This window comes from Rhodococcus sp. UFZ-B548 (genome assembly GCF_903819475.1).
Taxonomy (GTDB): Bacteria; Actinomycetota; Actinomycetes; order Mycobacteriales; family Mycobacteriaceae; genus Rhodococcus_F; species Rhodococcus_F erythropolis.
In genome coordinates, this window is sequence record NZ_CAIJDS010000002.1 from 1 (window position 1) to 18,702 (window position 18,702).

Here is an 18,702-nt window from a genome sequence, read left to right on the forward strand (position 1 = left end):
CGGACGAGGTCCACCCTGGCCGGGAGCCGGACGGGGACCGCCCTGACCCGGAGCCGGACGAGAACCGCCCTGGCCTGCACCCGGACGCGGTGCGCCGGGAGCCGGACGAGGTGCCGGACGCTCGGCGGGTGCCGAGGAGTACGGGTTGTTACCGACGCGAGGTGCCTTCGGTCCCGGACGCGGTCCGCCGGGCTTTGCGCCGGTGGACGGTGCCGCCGGAGCCGCGGGGGCTGCCGGTGCCGATGCTGCGGGAGCAGCCGGAGCCGGGCGTGCCGGCTGTGCCGGCTTCGGAGCGTTGAACGTCGGGGTGGGGACCGGCGCCGACGGTGCTGCCGGAGCAGCGGCTGCGGGAGCCGCGGGGGCTGCCGGTGCCGGAGCTGCGGGAGCAGCCGGTGCGGGTGCGGCCGGCTTGGGGCCGGGACGCGGGCCACCGGGCTTTGCAGCTGACGGCGACGGTGCGCCGGGCTTTGCCGCGGGGCGAGCCGCCGGAGCGGCTGCGCCGGTCTCGGACTTGGTTTCTGCTCCGCCTGCCGACGGGAATGACTCCCGCAGACGACGGGCGACGGGCGCCTCCACTGTGGATGACGCAGACTTCACGAACTCGCCTTGCTCCTTGAGCGTTGCGAGTAGTTCCTTGCTGGTGACACCGAGTTCTTTAGCCAACTCGTGCACGCGGGCCTTGCCTGCCACTGCTCTCCTCACTGATGAGGTCGAGCAGGAGGCATCCCACAGATGTGGGTCCCGCACGACCTCGGGTTATCGCCGATGGACGTTCATCGTTGGTGCTTCACGGTGTGCTCATGAGTGCTTGTGCCTGTTCTTCTCGAGAGGTACTGCTTTTGTGTGAACTGCGTCGACCAGCTGGTCGACAGCGGACGTGTCCAGATTTCCGGACACTCGCAGTGCTCTGCTGAATGCTCGGCGCCGCTCTGCCAGGCTCAGACAACTCGGATCCAGGTGCAGCCATGCACCTCGACCGGGGAGTCTTCGCGATACGTCGGGGACGAGCGGGGAACCCTCCGGCCCCTGCTCACCAACCACGACCCTCAACAGATCGACAGCCGACCCTTGTTCCCTGCACCCCACACACGTTCTGACCGGCGAACCGGGTTTCACGCGCGCAGAATCCGAGGACTCACGTCGAACCATTGTCCACTCTACCGCCGAACCGTCTCGATCACTGCATTCCACCGTTATCCGTTGGACGTGGCGGGCCGGTCGGACGCGTCGCCAACGGGTGCCGCATCGCTCCGAATGTCGATACGCCAACCCGTCAACCGTGCAGCCAGGCGGGCATTTTGACCCTCTTTTCCGATGGCCAACGAAAGCTGGAAATCGGGCACGATGACACGGGCCGCACGAGCCTCGGGATCGACGACAGTGACGGAGACCACTTTCGACGGGGAAAGTGCGTTGCCCACAAACGTCGCGGGATCTTCGTCGAAGTCGATGATGTCGATCTTCTCCCCCGCAAGTTCGCTCATGACGTTGCGTACGCGCTGACCCATGGGGCCGATGCATGCGCCCTTTGCGTTCAGCCCCTGCACGCGTGAGGCAACGGCGATCTTGGAACGGTGTCCCGCTTCGCGCGCGACGTTGATGATCTCGACGCTGCCGTCCGCGATCTCCGGAACCTCGAGTGCGAACAACTTGCGAACCAGGTTCGGATGGGTCCGCGAGAGGGTGATCTGGGGGCCACGGGCGCCGCGAGCAACCCCGACGACGTAGCACTTGATGCGCTCGCCGTGTTCGTAGTTCTCGCCGGGAACCTGTTCTGCGGGCGGCAACAATCCTTCGGCGCCATTGGATTCGCTGCCGATTCGAACGACGACCATCCCGCGAGAGTTTGCACGCGTGTCGCGCTGAATGACACCGCCGACGATTTCACCCTCATGGGTGGAGAACTCACCGAAACTGCGCTCGTGCTCGGCGTCGCGCAAACGCTGCAGGATGACCTGGCGTGCGGTGGTCGCCGCGATTCGACCGAATCCTTCGGGAGTGTCGTCCCACTCCTCGCCGATCATGTTGCCGTCGGCATCGGTGTCGTGTGCCATCACTCGCACCGAACCGGTCTTGATGTTGACATCGATCCGAGCGTTCTGCTTGTGCCCCTCGGTGTGGCGGTACGCCGTCAGCAGCGCGGTCTGGATCGTGGCGATCACAGTTTCGATCGAAACGCCCTTTTCGGCTTCGATCGCTCGCAACGCTGCAATGTCGATATTCACTTGTCGAACCCTTCTTCGTTTTCTACGTCTTCTAATTCTGCTTCGTCGTCTTCGACACTGTCCACGCCCGAGTCGTCGGTGAGGTCAACCGCATCCGAGGGAACTGCGCGCCCGTCCGGGATGCCGCCCGCGAGTTCCAACTCCGCCTCACTGGGCTTCGAGAACTCCACCTGAACTACGGCCTTCTGAACGTCGCCCAGTGCAATCTCTCGCACGGTCAGTCCGCCACGGCCACCGATGACAACCGCCACGGAATCGTCGTTCAACGTTCCGATACGGCCGACCACGGTCTCGCCGGCCAGATCGATACGCGCTTTGCGTCCACGAGCTCGACGCCAGTGACGCTCGAGCGTCAGTGGACGATCGATTCCCGGGGAGGTCACCTCGAGGGTGTACGGCGTTTCACCGATTTCCTCGAGGCTGTCGAAAAGTTCCGAAACGAGTCTGCTGATCTCTGCGGCGGCATCGAGTTCGATCCCGGCATCGCTGTCGACCATGATGCGCACCGCGCTGTGCTTGCCCGCACTGGTCACGACAACGTCTTCGACGTCGTAACCCTGGGCGTGCACGAGTTCGGAGATCAGCTCGATCACCCTCTCCCTGGATGGCACCGGCATCTCGCGAACTCCTCATTTCAGTTGTCGTCGATTGTCCGACTTGTGTCGACTGTCGACGTGGGCGGCTGCGAGCATGAAAAGACACCAGGTGCCTCAATGCTGCAAGCATCCAAGAGTACCGCTCATTACGCGTCTCCGTGACCAGAGTGCCCGACGCACGTCACACTTGAACACGTGCCGCGGATTCGAACGATCGGCCGACCACCTGGCACGATGGACTGGTGCTGACGCCCATGACTACTACCCCACTCTCCCGGCGGAGTGCGCTCAAGATGACGGGAACCGCAGCAGCGTTGGGCGCTGCAGCCTTCTCGTTGTCCGCCTGCACCGACACCGGCACAGCGGAGGCGGCTGCAGAAGTCGACCAGTTGACGGCCCAGGCCGAGCGAGCTCGCTCCGACGCGGCAGCCGCAACCGCCGCCATCGCTCTTGCGCCGGACAAGTCGGCATCACTGACCACGATCAGCGCCGAACGCACAGCGCATGCACTCGAACTCGACGCCGAGATTGCGCGAGCAGCGGGCGGCGGCGCTACGACCACTGCGCCCCCGTCGACCTCGGTCGCGAACGCTCCGACGGGCGTCGACACCTTGAGGACCTCGCTTAACGATTCGGCGCGCAGTGCCGCGGATCTCGCTCGCACGATGTCCGGCTATCGCGCGGGCTTGCTCGGTTCGATCAGCGCGTCGTGCTCGACCCAGGTTGCGGTGTTGCTTCCATGATCACTTCGCACACCCGTCGAACCGAGAGTTCTGCCTTGCTGACCGCAATCGAATCAGAGAATGCCGCGATCTTCGCTTACGGAGTGGTTGCCGCGTTTTCGAATCCTGCCCGTGTCAACGAAGTTGCCACACATACAGCCGCGCACCGCGCGCGACGTGATGCGCTGGTTGCCCTGTCGACCGACGCAGGCGAGACCCCGCCGACAGCCGCGGCAGCCTACGAGATCCCGTTCCCGGTGACGGACGCCGTAACCGCGGCACAACTGGCAGCACAGATCGAATCCGACACCGCCGTGACCTACCGGGCATTCGTCGAACAGGTCGATACCGACCAACTCCGCGCGTTCGGAATCGACGGCCTGACCGATGCGGCAATCCGCGGCGCCGGATGGCGGTCCGCGCTGGGAACCGCTCCGTCCACCTCAGCGTTCCCAGGGGACCCGGCTTCGTAGACTGCTGTGCGCCTTTATTAACCGCCGGCGGTTAATAAAGGCGCACAGCAGTGCTCAGGCCTTGCGATGCGAGGGCACGAACCAAGCCGCAACCACGGCCACCAACACGAAGCAACCGCCGACGCGCAGTGCAGGTGTCAGCGCATCTCCGTAGCCCAGCGGCGTGAGCGCGCCACCAGCGGCAAGGAAGACTGCGGTGAGAACCGCGATTCCCAGCGCAACACCGATCTCGCGAAGCGTCGAGTTGGTCGAACTGGCCGTTCCGTGATCAGGCTCGTCCATGTCGACGAGGACAGCCGTGGAACTCGGCGCGAAGGTCAGGCCCATGCCGATGCCCGCCATCAGTAGAGCCGGAACCAGCGAACCGTACGTCACGTCGGGACCGATCAACGCGGCCAACCAGAACAATGCTCCGGCCTGGAGCAGCAGACCGGTCAGCAGAAGTGAACGGAGCCCGACCTTCGGCGCCAGAAAACCGGCGAGAGGAGCGAAGATCATCGGCGCTGCCGTCCACGGAAGCGTCCGCAGGCCTGCTTGGAACGGGCTGTAGCCCATCACGATCTGGAGGTACTGCGACAGCAGGAACACCGCTCCGAAGATCCCGATCGAGAAGGTCAAGCCGATGACGTTCGCCATCGAGAAGCTGCGTGAACGGAACAGACGTAGGGGCATGACCGGATGTGACGTCTTCTTCTCGCGAAGAACGAACAGCGCCAACGCGACTGCGGAACCGACCAACGACGCAACCACTCCAAGCGATCCCCAGCCGTCGTCGTTGCCGTGAACGATCCCCCACACCGCCAGAAACACACCGAGTCCGGCGAGTGCGACACCGGGAAGGTCGAGAGGTTGTGTGCGACCGGTCGATTCACGCAACGCATACAACGCGAGAGGAACGGCAACGATCGCAACCGGGACGTTGATCCAGAAGATCCCCTGCCACGAGAACCCGTCGACTACCGCTCCACCGACCACGGGACCCATCGCGATTCCCAGTCCGGAGACGCCACCCCAGACGCCGATTGCCATGGCGCGCTTGGCTTCCGGTACCGCTGCGACGAGGAGGGTCAGCGAAAGCGGCATGATCGCGGCTGCGCCCGCGCCTTGAAATGCCCGGGCCGCAATCAGCAGGGCGGGAGTTGTCGACAGCGCCGAAGCGATCGATGCAGCCGTGAACAGCCCGATTCCGAACACGAACATCCGGCGGCGTCCCCACCGATCGCCGAGCGTCGTCGCCGAAAGCATCAGCGTCGCAAAGCAGAGCGTGTACGCATTCATGAACCATTGGAGCTGCCCGACGGACGCGTTCAGTTCCTTCTCGATCACCGGCAGCGCACTCGTCATCACGAGGTTGTCGAGGGTAGCCATGAACATGGGCAGAGAAGCAGCAACCATCGCTATCGCGATCGGAACCTTACGTCCTCCACTGTTTTCCGACCCGGATGCGGCGTCCGATCCGGACTTCGTCAAAACGGTCATCGTGATTCCTCGATGGTGAAGGTGCCTTAAGGCATCAATTGATTACTTAAGTCGAAACTAAGCTATCCGGTGATAACGTGTCAATATGTCGATCGGTGCAGCTGAACCACGTACCCGCAGGATGAGCGCACCGGAACGTCGCGCACTGGTCCTTGCCGCGGCAACGCGGGCATTTGCAAAGGGCGGATACTCCGGCACCAGCACGGACGCCGTCGCCAAGGAAGCCGGCGTCTCGCAGCCCTACGTCGTGCGCATGTTCGGGACCAAGGCAGATTTGTTCCACGCGGTGTTCACGCGTGCGCTCGACGAAATCGTCCGCACCTTCAACGACAAATTGGACACCGTCACAATCGATCCGAGCAATCCGCAGTTCTGGGCCGAACTCGGATCCGCCTACGGCGAGCTGGTCCTCGATCGAGACCTGCTGCTCGTCATGTTGCACGGCTTCGCAACCAGCACCGACGACGTCGCCGCCGTGTCCCGGACCGCCATGTCCGGCATCTACACCTTGCTGCGCGAGCGCACCGGTTGCACGCCCGAGCAAGCCCGCTTGTTCATCGCGAACGGCATGCTGATCAACAATCTGCTCGCAATGATGGCACCCGAACACGCCGAAGAAGATCCGGCCCTCGGCGAACTCTGGGGCAGCGTCTTCAGCGACTCGACTGCGATCACTCTCACCGGCGACGAATCCTCGAGCGAAACCGACACCGTTTCCTGACCGGTCACTGGGAAAAACTACACACATGTGACTGAGGACACCCTACAGTCGATCCGACATGTCTCCGGGAAACCCAGACGAAAAGGACCGACGGTGGATCTCGCACAACGCCTCGACGCGCTCGAACAGATCGAGGAAATCAAGAAGCTCAAACATGGCTACTGGCGAGCATGTGACGCCAAGGATCCGGTTCGGTTCCGCAGCAGCTTCATCCGTTCAGGAGCGTCGATCGACTACGGCCGTCTCGGCGCGTTCGACGACGCCGGGCCGATGGCGGACATCTTCGAGAAGATCGCTCTTCGCAAGGTCGACGGCCGGTACGCGGTACTCGACATGCATCACGGATTGCATCCCGACATCACACTGACCTCGGAGACGTCGGCAGTGGGGCGATGGACCCTGCAGTTCCGCCAGGTCGACACTGTCGGACGCACCGAGAAGTTGATGACCGGCGAATACGACGACAAATACGTGATCGAGGACGGTGTGTGGAAAATGAGTCAATGTCACTTCACGGAGACGTGGTCGATCACCACTCCCCTGTCCCCCGACACTGATATCCCTGAGGGTTCGTTGGGAGGCCCCCGATGACCACGTCGACAAACGGCAAAGTAGCGCTCGTGACCGGCGCGAGTAGGAGCGTCGGTAAAGGCATTGCACTCGCACTGGGAAGCGACGGATGGACGGTGTACGTGACGGCCCGAGGCACCGTCGGCGCCGACAGCCCGCTCGATCGCACCGCAGCGGAGATCACCGAGCGCGGCGGTCACGGCATTGCCGTGCAGTGCGATCACGCCGACGATCAACAGATCGTCGACCTGTTTGCACGCATCGCCGAGGAACAGTCAGGCCGCCTCGATCTTCTGGTCAACAACGTCTGGGCCAACCCGGCGGGCTATGCCGGCTTCGCCGATCCGTTCTGGAAGAGGCCGATCGACGATTGGGATTCGCTGATCGGAATCGGACTGCGCGCCCACTACGTTGCTTCGGTGGAAGCGGCGAAGTTGATGGTCCCCCGGGGCAGTGGAGTGATCGGCAATATCTCGTCATTCGGCACCCGCGGGTACCTGCACTCTGTCCTGTACGGGATGTCAAAAGCAGGTTTGGACAAGATGGCCGCCGACATGGCTGTCGAATTGAAGGGAACCGGCGTCACCGCACTTTCCTTCTGGCTCGGGTTGATCCGCAACGAGCGGATGGAGGCGAGTGGGATCGAGAGCTTCGAAGGCTTCTCACTGGCCGAGGCCGAAACCCCGGAATTCGTCGGCCAGGTCATCACTGCATTGGCCAACGATCCAGAAGTGAACGCGCGCAGCGGTCACACACTGATCACCGCCGAGACGGCCGTCGAGTACGGAATCACCGACGCCAACGGGAAACAACCTGCGTCACACCGCAGTGCCTTCGGTGGCGGCCCGCTTTTCTGAATCATCGGTGGCGGTGGTCGCGTCGCGTGCCGGCACAGCACGCGGCGCTGCCACTCGCGCCTTCAGGGCAAGCCAGGCACACCCGATGACGACGACGCCGCCGGCCACGATCGAGGGTGACAACGCCTCACCGAGTATCAGCGCCGACCAGGCAATGCTGAGCACCGGTTGAACCAACTGTGTTTGGCTCACAGTGGAAATGGGACCGATCGCCAGACCCCGGTACCAGGGAAAGAACCCGAGAAACATACTCACGCATCCCAGGTAGGCAAACGAAAGCCACGAATTCACATCGGCAGAAACCGGAGCCTGGGCCATGGACGCCACCGTCAACGCAATCGTGACCGGCAGTCCGAGAATCAATGCCCAGGCAATCGTCTGCCACGACCCGATCTCGCGGGCCAGCAACGCACCTTCCGAATATGCCAGCGCTGCACACACAACCGCGGCGAACAGAAGAAGATCAGCGAGATGAAACGAGCCGAGTCCGCCGTTTGCGACGGCCACGAACCCTACGACCGATACCGCGCCGGCGGCGCTTGCCCACCAGAATCCCTTACTGGGACGCTCTTTTCCTCGGACGACGGCAAATACCGCGGTCGCAGCGGGAAGTAGTCCGATCACGACTGCCGCGTGACTCGCCGGCGATGTCTGCAACGCAAACGTGGTGAACAGTGAAAACCCCAGTACCGCGCCAACGGTCACGAGTGCGATGCGCAACCACTGCCGAAGCGTCGGAAGCGTCGCGCGAGTAACCGACAGCATCACAATCGCAAGGGCCCCGGCAACGACGGCGCGGCCCGCGCCGACGAACAGGGGGTCGAGATCCGCGACGGCGACCCTCGTGAGCGGAACGGTGAACGAGAACGCCAGAACACCGAGCAAGCCCCACCACAAACCGGATCGAGACGATGGCATCGGTAGCGGTGCCCGTGACGTGACGATAGCGCTACTCTTCATACTCATATTCAACGATAGCAGTAGCGCACCAACCTGCGAAACTGGTATTTCAGGCGCGAACCCGTGTGCAGGAGATCGAAATTGCACCGAGCAGTCCGACGAGCGCGAAAGCGTAGAAGCCCCACGGCACGGCGTAACCCGCACCCAGGAGAACTCCGCCCAGAATCGGGCCACAGATCGCACCGACCCGGCCGACACCCGCCGACCATCCGAGCGCTGTCGCGCGAATCTGCGGTGGGTGATTGGCGCTCGTGAAGGCGTAGACCAGTACCTGTGCACTGAAAACGAAGCATCCGGCGAGGAAGACCATCACGTAGATTCCGAACGACACCTTCACACTCAGAAGCGCCAGGAACAACGCTGCTCCCGTGAACCACACGATGGCTGCAGTCCGCGGGCCGATCTTGTTCGCGACGCCCCCGGCGATCAACAGTCCGACGACGGCTCCGGCATTGAGGATCAGAAGGAACGTCAACGAGGCTCCGAGGTTGTAACCGGCCTCGCGCATGATCGTCGGAAGCCACGTGTTCAATCCGTAGACGAGCAGCAAGCCCATGAAACTGGTGATCCAGATGGCGATGCTGTTGCGCAGGAACTTCGAAGAGAACAGTGCGCGAACGGGGTTGGCGGCTTCGGCGCGCCCAGCTTCGGACGTAGGCGCAGCCTCGAGCTCGACACCGTAGCGGGCAGCGATTTCCTCGGCCTCGGCACGCTTTCCGTGAGCGAGAAGGTACGACGGGGATTCCGGCAGATACCGCAACATGAGTGGAATCAGGACGACGGCAGGAAGTGCGCCGACAACGAACATCGCTCGCCAACCGAAAGGTTCGATCACGACGAGCGCCAGCGCGGCGGTGGCAACGGCGCCGACGTGATAGCCGGTCATCAGCATGGTCGACGCAGATCCACCGCCTTGTTTCTTCGAGAATTCGTTGACCAGAGCCAATGCCGTCGGAAGGGCGCCACCCAGTCCCACCCCGGCGAGGAAGCGCAGCAGACCGAAGATGAACGGATTGGGCGCAATTGCGCACAACAGAGTCAGAATCGAGAATGCGGCAACGGCGTACAGCAGCGCGCGGCGTCGACCGATGACGTCAGTGAGAGTGCCGATCACGAGGGCGCCGATGGTCATGCCGATGAGCCCGAAGGTCGAGATCATCGTGATCGTGCCGGTACTCAATCCCCACGCGTCGTAGTCGAGAAGTGAAGGAATGACCGCGCCGAGTACGACCAGATCGAATCCGTCCAGAAGCACAGCTATCCAACACAACGGTGCTACCCACATTGCGGCACGCGCCCCAGGCGAACCGGTGATCGAACTCGATTGCGTATGCGGTGCGGTCATCGGATCCTCGACATTCACTGCTTGTGGGCGTTCGCTACCGGTTCAGATCCAGTAGTCCAGATCGAGATCTGTTCGCATTGCGAACGCATGTTCATAATGAGCACATCGATTGTGTACGGAGTCACAACGCCATGTCAAACGTCGCGGTAATCTCGAGGAATGGCACTCTCCGAAAATGAGCGTGAACAGTTTCTGGCCGAACCCCACATCGGGGCGCTGTCCGTAGCGGACGGCACCGAACGCGGTCCGTTGACCGTCCCGATCTGGTACCTGTACTCACCCGGTGGCAAACCATGGATCCTCACGGGCAAGGATTCACGAAAGGCACGACTCATCGAGTCGGCCGGGCATTTCTCGTTGATGGCCGAAAGGCTCGATCCGACAATCCGTTACGTCAGCGTCAGCGGATCCGTCGACAAGATCGTTCCGGGCACCGACGAGATGCTGGTCGAAGTCTCGCGGCGATACCTGACCCCGGACAAGGTCGACGGATATCTCGAATTCGCGCGATCGCAGTTGGGCGAGCAGGTAGCGATCTACATGAATCCGCAGCACTGGCTGTCTGCGGATCTCGGGGCGATCTGACACTTCACCGAAAAGCGAAGGCTCGGCGCGCCGGAGTGGCGCGCCGAGCCTGACCTGCATTCGAGTGTTCTCGGTATCAGCTCTCGGTGAAGAAGCGCACCCGATTGAGGCGATGACCGCTCGCCTCGAAGCCGAACAGGGCGATGGCCGGTTCCCCGCACACGATTACGCTCGCCGTCACAGTTCGACCGGCAACCAGCATCTTGCTCTTCGTCACGCCGGTGAGCAGAGCGTTGACGTCAGCATTGGACAACTGCGTCCCCGCCGGAAGCTCGACGGGTACCGGCGGCGTTCGACCGACAGCGGCCGCATCGAGGAACCGCGAAGCCGCCTTCTTGCCTTTGTCTCCGACTCCGAAGATGCCGCGCGAGAATCCGAGCGCTCCGCCGATCCCCTGGTTCGAGAGCAGCTGCGGGGTCAATTTCGCGGCAGCCTTCACCCCGGCAACGCCGGCGGTAGCGAGCTGGCTCAGCATCGTTGCCAATTCCCAATGCGCATAGAGGGTTCCGATCCGCAAGGAATCGGGCTCCCCCACCAAGTCGTAGCGCAAATGCATCGGCACGTCGAGGACGACTCCGGTCGACATCTCGGTAGCGAGGCTCAGATCGCGCCACACTGTGCGGCCGCACACGATATCGCGCTCGACGTGGAAGGTGATCGAATTGGGGGCGATGAACGTGTCGTAAAAACTCTCGATCGCCGCCTGCCCGTTATGCGGACGTGAACCTACAGGGTCGTTGATCTGGCCGTCTTCGGCAAACAGCGCAACCCAGGTCGAGCGATCATGCGCGCCGACGGCTTTCGGGGATCCCTCCACGACGGCCATCAACTGCTCACGCACCACCGGCGCGGTCATGCGCGCATCTCGTATGCACCGTCGTACGCCTTGACCTGCTGCCACACCCGGTCGAAGCGTTCACTGTCCACAACAGGCTTCCGCACTGCGGCCAAGGCCCACTTCTGCTGCTCCGGCGTCGACGACGGCTTTCCGTGCAGTGCGATCGCGTATCCCGAGAAGTCGCGAATCTGGAAGTCGAAGATCTGATCGACAACGTCGGCGTCGAGTCCGCTGATCTCGGCCTGCTCGAGAATCAGATGACCGTAGACGACGAGGGAGAACAGGTGCCCGACATTGAGCATGAAATCGAGATCCTTCTGCTGCTGCGCGTCCGGCGCTGCGGCAGTGAGCAATTCGGTGAGTGCGATCGCCTGCTCGTAGAAACGAGCGACGTTCGGGATCGAAGAGTGCTTCTCGTAGACGGGCTTCCACTCGTGGAACTGGATCTTCGCAGCGCCGCGGGTCGGTCCCTGATTCCAGAAGAACTCGTCGTCGGCTGCGTCGTCGCGCGTGACGATCTCCGGGAACTCCGCGGGGTTGAACAGGTAGTTCGGCAAGAACTTGAGGATCAGGCCGACGTTGACGTGGACGGTGCCCTCGAGCTTGGGCAGCGTGCCGATCATCTGCGCTGCTTCACGGAAGTACGTGGACTTCTCGTACCCCTTTGCCGCGATCACGTCGTGCAGCAACCCGACGACCTTTTCACCTTCCGAGGTGACCTTGGCCTTGGTCATGGGATTGAACAGCAGGTAGCGACGGTCTTCGAGGCTGGCGCTGCGGAAGTAGTCGACCGCCCGCGCGCTGAACTGTTTCATCGCGATCAGACGTGAGTACGCGTCGACGAAGGCGGCGCGTACATGGGCGAAGTCGGTGACCGGATTACCGTAGAGAATTCGATTCTGCGCGTGAGTGATTGCTTCGAAGAACGCATGTTCGGTGATCCCGATGGAGCCGGTGCACAGGTTGAACTTTCCGACGTTGACCGTGTTGAGCGCGGCCTCGAATGCGGCGACGCCGGTGTGCAGAATGTCTTCCTCGCGCACCGGGTAGTCGTCGAGGCGGAAATTGCTGACGTACATTTGGCCGCGCAGGACATTGTCCACAAGCTGATAGTTCGGATGTGCACTGTCGGCGACGAAGAACACGTAGCCTTCGGGACCCTCGACGTCGGTACGACGCCCGAACACAGACACCATTCCGGCTACGTTGCCGTTTCCGATGTAGTACTTCTCGCCGCTCGCGCGGAAGGCGACGTCGCCGTCGGTGGGAGTGAGAAGCATGTCGGTGGAGTACACGTCGGCGCCGCGATCACGCTCGGACAGGCCGAACGCCATGACACCACCGTCGACGAGTTCCTGCGCTGCACGCTTCTTCGCTGCGTCGTTGTCACTCATCCAGATCGGTCCGAGTCCGAGGATCGTGACCTGCCAGGCGTACCAGTAAGCGAGTCCGTAGAAACCGAAGATCTCACTCAAGGCCGCGTTGCGGGCACCGTCCCAACGACGGTTCTCGTCACCGTCGGCGAATGCCGCCGGAGTCTGGAACGTCGCGAACAACTTCTCCTTGCCGACGAACTCGAGAAAGTCGGAGACCCACACTGCGTCGAGGTCGTCCTGAAGCAGTTGCTTCTTGCCGCGGTTCTCGAACCATTCGATGGTGGCTCGCAGCAAACGGCGGGTCTCCGGATCGAACTGAGCGGGGTCGTAAGTATGGGGGTTGAAGAGCAATCCATCGGTGCCAGACACGTCATTACCTTTCGTCGATGACGCTAAACTACCAGCGGGTAACTTTCCGCGGTGCGATTCATGGAAGACCTGCGATTCTTCGCGAATGCCACAGGTCCATCGGATTCCACGTGCCCGCCCGAGCACGCGTGATCGGATAGCACGCCAATCCCAGCAACAACGCAGACATGTGGCCGATGGCGGTGAAATTGGTGGCGAAAATCAGAGGTACACCGTAGAAGACCAACAGCCCCGCGAGATAGACGTATCGCCACGGATCGACGATGCGGTACACCAGAATCCCCATGATGCCGGCCAGACCGTAGCTCACTCCCACGTCGAGAGTGTTGACCGCCGACTCCGCCACGTATCCGTGCCGAATACCTTCGTACAGAACACCTTCGCTGATGTACGTGGCTCCGACGTGGGCGATGACGACAACACACAGCCACCGCCACGTCCCGAGCCAACGCTCAGCCGTTGCATGAAAGATGGTGAAGAGAAGCAGGTATCCCAACCAACCGCCACCTTCGAGCCAGAAGGCACTCGAGAACAGGACTCGTAGCGGGTCTTCGGCCAGGTGATGCAGATTGGTCGAGCGCTTGCCGAGAAAACGCTCCTCGACATTGTCAGGCAGATGCCGCAGGAACAGTGTGGTGAACAGCAGGGCCAGCAACCAGACGTAGGTACCGGGAGCACTGCGCACCCATCGCCATGCCGCCTTTGCTGCCCCCAGCATCCTCACCGCTTCGAGTCTGCGCTCACTCGTTCACTACTGCAACGGCAAACCCGTCCCATCCCTTCGAACCCACGGTTTGAATGGCGGTGCCGTCGAGTTTCGGCTCGGCCGCGATCATCTCCAACACCGCTCGGCTCGCTTTGACGCGCTCATCGTCGATATCCGGGTTGGACACATGTCCCCCACGCACCACGTTGTCCACGATGATGACGGTTCCGGGATGCGAAAGGGCCAACGCCCACCGCACGTACTCGGTGTTGTTCTCCTTGTCGGCGTCGATGAAGACCAAGTCGAAAGGTCCCAACTCTTCCTTCGCGATCGACGGGAGGCTGTCGAGCGCAGCCCCGACGCGGATGTCGACACGGTCAGCCAAGCCGGCGCGCTCGATATTCGCCCGAGCGACATCCGCATGGGTGAGATCGAATTCCAGCGTGATGACTTGGCCCGAGGGGCCGACCGCGCGAGCGAGCCAGATCGTGCTGTATCCGCCGAGCGTTCCGATCTCGAGGACATTGCGCGCCAAGCACATTCGCGCCAGAAGGTTGAGGAGCTTGCCCTGGTTCGGCGCCACGTCGATCGGAGGGAGGCCGGCCTCGGAGTTGGCGGCGAGTGCCGCGTCGAGAACCGGATCTTCACCTACCAACGTGGAGACAAGGTAACCGTCGACTTCTGCCCAATCCGGTTCGCGTTCCATAGCCACGATTGTGGCAGAAAAGAAGGGCCGCCGCAGACACCTCGGAAGGTGGCTGCGGCGGCCCAGACGACTATTCGAATCAGCCGCGAACTGCGCTGATGATCTCCTCGATCGCCGAGACGGCGTCGATCTCACGGCTCTCGCCGGTGAAGCGGTCGCGAATCTCGACCTTGCCGTCGGCCCAACCACGGCCGACGACAACGATCAGCGGAACGCCGATCAGCTCGGAGTCCTTGAACTTCACGCCCGGCGATGCCTTGCGGTCGTCGAGGATTACTTCGAGTCCGGCACGGTCGAGTTGCGCGGCGAGGCCTTCGGCGCCTTCGCGTGCAGTCTCGTCCTTGTTCGCGATGACGAGGTAGACGTCGGCCGGTGAAACTTCGGCAGGCCAGCGCAGACCCTTCTCGTCATGGTGCTGCTCGGCAATGACGGCCACCAGACGCGAGACGCCGACGCCGTACGAACCCATGGTCGGGCGGACGGGCTTGCCGTTCTCGGCGAGGACGTCGACGGTGAAGACATCGGTGTACTTGCGGCCGAGCTGGAAGACGTGCCCGATCTCGATACCGCGAGCCGAGACCAGCGTGCCGGCGCCGTCGGGAGAGGCGTCGCCGTCACGAACCTCGGCGGCTTCGATGGTTCCGTCAGGGGTGAAGTCGCGACCGGCAACGAGGCCGACCACGTGCTTGCCGTCTTCGTCGGCGCCGGTAATCCAGCTGGTGCCGTCGACGACGCGCGGGTCGACAAGGTAGCGAACGCCGTTGGCCTGCAGTGCCTTCGGGCCGATGTAACCCTTGGCCAGGAACGGGTTGTTCTTGAAGTCGGTCTCGGTGATCATCACGAACTCGGCCGGCTCCAGCGAAGCTTCGAGGCGCTTTTCGTCGACCTCACGGTCGCCGGGGATGCCGATACCGAGCAGTTCCCACTCGCCGCCGGGCAGGCGGGTCTTGACCATGATGTTCTTGAGAGTGTCGGCGGCGGTGATGGTGCGGCCGAGGTCGGCACCGTTCGCCCAGTCCACGAGCGTGTCGATGGTGGGTGTGTTCGCGGTGTCGTACACCTTGGCTTCGGGCAGCCCGTCGAACGGAATCGAGTCGGGAACAACAGTCTTGACGGCCTCGACGTTGGCGGCGTAGCCGGATTCGAGGCAGCGCACGTACGTGTCTTCGCCGATCTCGCTCTCGGCAAGGAACTCCTCGGACGCGCTGCCGCCCATCGCACCGGAGGTCGCCGAGACGATGACGTATTTGACGCCCAGACGCGTGAAGATCTTCTCGTAGGCACCGCGGTGCGCCTGGTACGACTCCGTCAGGCCTTCGTCGCTGAGGTCGAAGGAGTACGAATCCTTCATGAGGAACTCGCGACCACGCAGAATGCCCGCACGCGGACGCTCTTCGTCGCGGTACTTGGTCTGCACCTGGTACAGGGTGACTGGGAAGTCCTTGTACGAGTTGTACTCACCCTTGACCGTCAGAGCAAAGAGCTCCTCGTGGGTCGGGCCGAGCATGTAGTCGTTGCCCTTGCGGTCCTTGAGGCGGAACAGGTTGGGGCCGTACTCGGTCCAGCGGTTCGACGCCTCGTACGGATCGCGCGGGAGCAGAGCAGGCAGCAGAATTTCCTGCCCACCAATGGCATTCATTTCTTCGCGGACAACACGCTCAACCTCGCGCAGCACCCGCAATCCCAGCGGCAACCACGAGTAGACGCCTGGAGCGATACGACGCACGTAGCCGGCACGAACCAGCAATTTGTGGCTGGCAACTTCGGCGTCCGAGGGATCGTCACGCAGGGTACGCAGGAACAGGTGGGACAGACGGGTAATCACGAGGTGTAAGGATAGTCGCCGCAGTCGGCCGAGCGGGCCTCGGTACGGTTACAGCGTGCTTGTACTGCTGCCTCCCTCAGAAACCAAGTCCGACGGCGGCAAGGATGCGCCCCTCGATCTGGCCGAACTGTCGATGCCACACTTGACCGAAACGCGCGAATTGCTGGTTCAGACGCTGGTCGATCTGGCCGCTGACGTCGAGGCGTCGTGCGAAGCGCTCGGGCTCGGTCCGACGCAAGCAGACGAAGTGGAACGCAACGCCAAGCTGTGGGTGTCCGCGACGCGGCCCGCGCTGCAGCGCTACACCGGGGTGCTCTTCGACGCCCTCGACGCCAAGTCGTTCACCCGTGCCCAGAAGGCCAAGGCTCTCGATCGGATCGCGATCGGCTCCGCCCTGTTCGGTGCAGTCCGTGCGGGAGATCTGATCCCCGCCTACCGCCTTTCCGGCGGGTCCAAGCTGCCCGGGATGGGCACGCTCCGCTCACTGTGGAAGCCGGAGTTGCCGAAGGCCTTGGCGGCCGAAGCCGACGGCCTTGTCATCGATCTACGGTCCGGCACCTACCAAGACCTCGGACCGGTTCCGGACGCACTGATCGCAACGGTCCTCACCGAGAAGCCGGACGGCACCCGCACTGTCGTCAGTCACTTCAACAAGCACCACAAAGGTCTGCTCGCCCGTGCGCTGGTGGTCTCGCGTGCCGAACCGACCGACATCAAGGGGGTTGCGCGGGTGGCGTCGAAGGCGGGCTTGCGCGTCGAAATCGCGTCGGAGCGTGAATTGATCATCCTGACGGATTGATGGCTTCGTCTGTCAAGTGCCACAGAAGGTTTGGAATGTTTCGCTGAAAGACTGCGGAGCCGCCTCGGTGTAGTCAGCCCACTCGTCGCGTCGGTCGAAGGGATGCGTGACCACCTCCAGCAGCTTCTCGAAGGGAGCGAGGTCGCCGTCGGTCGCGGCGCGCAGGGCAGCGTCGAGCCGATGATTACGCGGAATGTACAGCGGGTTGACGCGATCCATCGCGCTCGCGGTCTCCGCGGCCCCGTGTCCGTTTTCGGTCAGGGCTCCCTGCCACCGCTGCAACCAGGGCGCGATGTGCTCCCGTGGCACGAGGTTGTCGAGAGGCACCGAATTTCCGCGCAATTCGTCGGCGAGAGCGCGGACACTGCCCGTCCAATCAGCACCGTGTTCCGCCAACAACGTCAGCAGATCGTCGACGAGCGCCCGATCGACAAACGGCTGGGCCAGACCGAGCTTTGCCGCGAGACCGGCCGCGTAGTGACCCTCGTAGCGCTCGTCGAAGGTCTCGAGAACTGCTGACGCCGCGGAAATTGCTTCGTCGGGTGTGGAATCGATCAGTGGCAACAGCGTTTCTGCCAAGCGCGCCAGGTTCCACTTCAGTACAGCGGGCTGATTGCCGAATGCATAGCGGCCCCCGTGGTCGATCGAGCTGAACACTGCCGCCGGATCGAACGCGTCGAGGAAGGCGCACGGACCGTAATCGATGGTCTCCCCCGAAATTGTCGTGTTGTCGGTGTTCATGACCCCGTGCACGAAACCGATGAGCATCCACCTCGCCACCAGTGATGCCTGAGCCTCGACCACCGCCTCGAGGAACTTCAGGTAGCGATTGTGTGTACCCGTTGCCGGAAGTTCGGTCAGCTCCGGGTAGTGCCGGGCAATCGCGTAATCGGTGAGCGGCTGCAATACCTCGCCCTGCCGGGCCGCGAACTCGAAGGTCCCAACGCGTAGGTGACTCGACGCGATCCGAGCAAGCACGGCACCGGGTTCTGCGCCGTTGCGGCGAACGTCTCGGCCCGTCGCCACCACCGACAGCGCGCGCGTAGTGGGGACACCGAGGGCATTCATCGCCTCGCTGACGAGATATTCGCGCAGCATCGGCCCTACGACCGCATACCCGTCGCCGCCCCGAGAGAACGGGGTGCGCCCAGAGCCCTTCAGATGCAAGTCCACACGCTGCCCGTCACTGCTGACGAGTTCGCCGAGTAACAACGCCCGACCGTCCCCGAGAATTGGCGCGTACCCACCGAACTGATGACCCGCATATGCCATCGCCACCGGTGTGGCCCCGACCGGCACCGTCGAACCGGACAGGACGCCGATCCCGTCCACACTTCGCAGCGCTGCTACGTCCAATCTCAACGACGCAGCCAGTTGCTCGTTCAGCACGAGCAACTGCGGGTCGGGCGCGGCAGCACCTTGCCACGGCACCGTCAGAGCGCCGAGTTCGTCGGCGAAGGTGCTCTCGAGGCCGGCCACGATGGTGACCGTCTCTGCTGTGGATTCCTGGAATGCGGCCATCACACGAGAGTAGTCACCGTGCGACAACC

General features: G+C 62.8%; 20 protein-coding genes. 7 read left to right on the forward strand and 13 right to left on the reverse strand.

From position 1 onward, the window contains the following. From H7C86_RS02765 to rimP, 4 genes are all read right to left on the reverse strand, one after another. Positions 1-690, reverse strand: a 690-nt coding sequence (locus H7C86_RS02765; RefSeq protein ID WP_182261063.1) for a translation initiation factor IF-2 N-terminal domain-containing protein, incomplete at its 3' end; no start/stop codon positions are given. 108 nt (positions 691-798) lie between these two features. Continuing rightward, a complete protein-coding gene (locus tag H7C86_RS02770) occupies positions 799-1,149 on the reverse strand; it encodes a YlxR family protein (protein ID WP_019748063.1) in 351 nt (116 codons plus the stop codon). Positions 1,150-1,193: 44 nt separating this feature from the next. Further along, complete coding sequence (nusA, locus tag H7C86_RS02775; protein ID WP_003942738.1) at positions 1,194-2,225, reverse strand: transcription termination factor NusA; 1,032 nt, start codon at positions 2,223-2,225, stop codon at positions 1,194-1,196. Then, complete coding sequence (gene rimP / locus H7C86_RS02780) at positions 2,222-2,842, reverse strand: ribosome maturation factor RimP (protein ID WP_182261064.1); 621 nt, start codon at positions 2,840-2,842, stop codon at positions 2,222-2,224. Before rimP ends, nusA begins: the two co-directional genes overlap by 4 nt. A gap of 272 nt (positions 2,843-3,114) precedes the next feature. Between rimP and H7C86_RS02785 the strand changes: the two genes are divergently transcribed. Then, a complete protein-coding gene (locus tag H7C86_RS02785; protein WP_031331238.1) occupies positions 3,115-3,564 on the forward strand; it encodes a hypothetical protein in 450 nt (149 codons plus the stop codon). Further along, on the forward strand, positions 3,561-4,016 hold the full coding sequence (locus H7C86_RS02790) for a ferritin-like domain-containing protein (RefSeq protein ID WP_078377414.1): 456 nt from the start codon (positions 3,561-3,563) through the stop codon (positions 4,014-4,016). The genes H7C86_RS02785 and H7C86_RS02790 overlap by 4 nt, the downstream gene beginning before the upstream one ends. Before the next feature lie 54 nt (positions 4,017-4,070). On the opposite strand, the gene H7C86_RS02795 is transcribed toward H7C86_RS02790, so the two are convergent. Continuing rightward, the gene (locus H7C86_RS02795; protein ID WP_182261065.1) at positions 4,071-5,495 is read right to left on the reverse strand and encodes an MFS transporter; all 1,425 of its coding nucleotides are present in this window, start codon (positions 5,493-5,495) and stop codon (positions 4,071-4,073) included. Positions 5,496-5,580: 85 nt separating this feature from the next. On the opposite strand from H7C86_RS02795, the gene H7C86_RS02800 reads away from it, so the two are divergent. The 3 genes from H7C86_RS02800 (at position 5,581) to H7C86_RS02810 (ending at position 7,643) form a co-directional block, all read left to right on the forward strand. Then, positions 5,581-6,216 (forward strand): TetR/AcrR family transcriptional regulator, encoded by a 636-nt coding sequence (locus tag H7C86_RS02800; protein ID WP_020969397.1) that lies wholly within the window; start codon positions 5,581-5,583, stop codon positions 6,214-6,216. A gap of 93 nt (positions 6,217-6,309) precedes the next feature. Continuing rightward, positions 6,310-6,807, forward strand: a complete 498-nt coding sequence (locus tag H7C86_RS02805; RefSeq protein ID WP_182261066.1) for a nuclear transport factor 2 family protein — start codon at positions 6,310-6,312, stop codon at positions 6,805-6,807. Then, entirely contained in the window at positions 6,804-7,643 is an 840-nt protein-coding gene (locus H7C86_RS02810) for an SDR family NAD(P)-dependent oxidoreductase (protein ID WP_029255177.1), read from the forward strand. The genes H7C86_RS02805 and H7C86_RS02810 overlap by 4 nt, the downstream gene beginning before the upstream one ends. Here H7C86_RS02810 and H7C86_RS02815 read toward each other — a convergent pair. Both H7C86_RS02815 and H7C86_RS02820 read right to left on the reverse strand, forming a co-directional pair. After that, positions 7,605-8,561, reverse strand: coding sequence for a DMT family transporter (locus H7C86_RS02815; RefSeq protein ID WP_070386731.1), 957 nt, complete (start codon positions 8,559-8,561; stop codon positions 7,605-7,607). The genes H7C86_RS02810 and H7C86_RS02815 overlap by 39 nt on opposite strands. A gap of 91 nt (positions 8,562-8,652) precedes the next feature. Further along, positions 8,653-9,948 (reverse strand): aromatic acid/H+ symport family MFS transporter, encoded by a 1,296-nt coding sequence (locus H7C86_RS02820; RefSeq protein ID WP_099697944.1) that lies wholly within the window; start codon positions 9,946-9,948, stop codon positions 8,653-8,655. A gap of 159 nt (positions 9,949-10,107) precedes the next feature. Between H7C86_RS02820 and H7C86_RS02825 the strand changes: the two genes are divergently transcribed. After that, entirely contained in the window at positions 10,108-10,533 is a 426-nt protein-coding gene (locus H7C86_RS02825; RefSeq protein WP_020907428.1) for a pyridoxamine 5'-phosphate oxidase family protein, read from the forward strand. Between the two features lie 76 nt (positions 10,534-10,609). On the opposite strand, the gene H7C86_RS02830 is transcribed toward H7C86_RS02825, so the two are convergent. The 5 genes from H7C86_RS02830 to H7C86_RS02850 all read right to left on the reverse strand — a co-directional run bounded on the left by H7C86_RS02830 (position 10,610) and on the right by H7C86_RS02850 (position 16,353). Beyond that, complete coding sequence (locus H7C86_RS02830; RefSeq protein WP_021333004.1) at positions 10,610-11,389, reverse strand: nuclear transport factor 2 family protein; 780 nt, start codon at positions 11,387-11,389, stop codon at positions 10,610-10,612. Then, positions 11,386-13,116: an acyl-CoA dehydrogenase family protein gene (locus H7C86_RS02835; RefSeq protein ID WP_182261067.1), complete on the reverse strand. Its 1,731-nt coding sequence runs from the start codon at positions 13,114-13,116 to the stop codon at positions 11,386-11,388. The genes H7C86_RS02830 and H7C86_RS02835 overlap by 4 nt, the downstream gene beginning before the upstream one ends. A gap of 58 nt (positions 13,117-13,174) precedes the next feature. Further along, positions 13,175-13,834: a rhomboid-like protein gene (locus H7C86_RS02840; RefSeq protein WP_182261159.1), complete on the reverse strand. Its 660-nt coding sequence runs from the start codon at positions 13,832-13,834 to the stop codon at positions 13,175-13,177. A 22-nt stretch (positions 13,835-13,856) separates the two neighbouring features. After that, the gene (locus H7C86_RS02845) at positions 13,857-14,528 is read right to left on the reverse strand and encodes an O-methyltransferase (RefSeq protein WP_182261068.1); all 672 of its coding nucleotides are present in this window, start codon (positions 14,526-14,528) and stop codon (positions 13,857-13,859) included. 79 nt (positions 14,529-14,607) lie between these two features. Further along, positions 14,608-16,353, reverse strand: coding sequence for a proline--tRNA ligase (locus H7C86_RS02850; protein ID WP_182261069.1), 1,746 nt, complete (start codon positions 16,351-16,353; stop codon positions 14,608-14,610). 55 nt (positions 16,354-16,408) lie between these two features. On the opposite strand from H7C86_RS02850, the gene yaaA reads away from it, so the two are divergent. Then, positions 16,409-17,152 (forward strand): peroxide stress protein YaaA, encoded by a 744-nt coding sequence (gene yaaA, locus H7C86_RS02855; RefSeq protein ID WP_182261070.1) that lies wholly within the window; start codon positions 16,409-16,411, stop codon positions 17,150-17,152. 12 nt (positions 17,153-17,164) lie between these two features. On the opposite strand, the gene H7C86_RS02860 is transcribed toward yaaA, so the two are convergent. Next, a complete protein-coding gene (locus H7C86_RS02860; RefSeq protein WP_182261071.1) occupies positions 17,165-18,673 on the reverse strand; it encodes a YdiU family protein in 1,509 nt (502 codons plus the stop codon). Between the last annotated feature and the right edge of the window lie 29 nt (positions 18,674-18,702).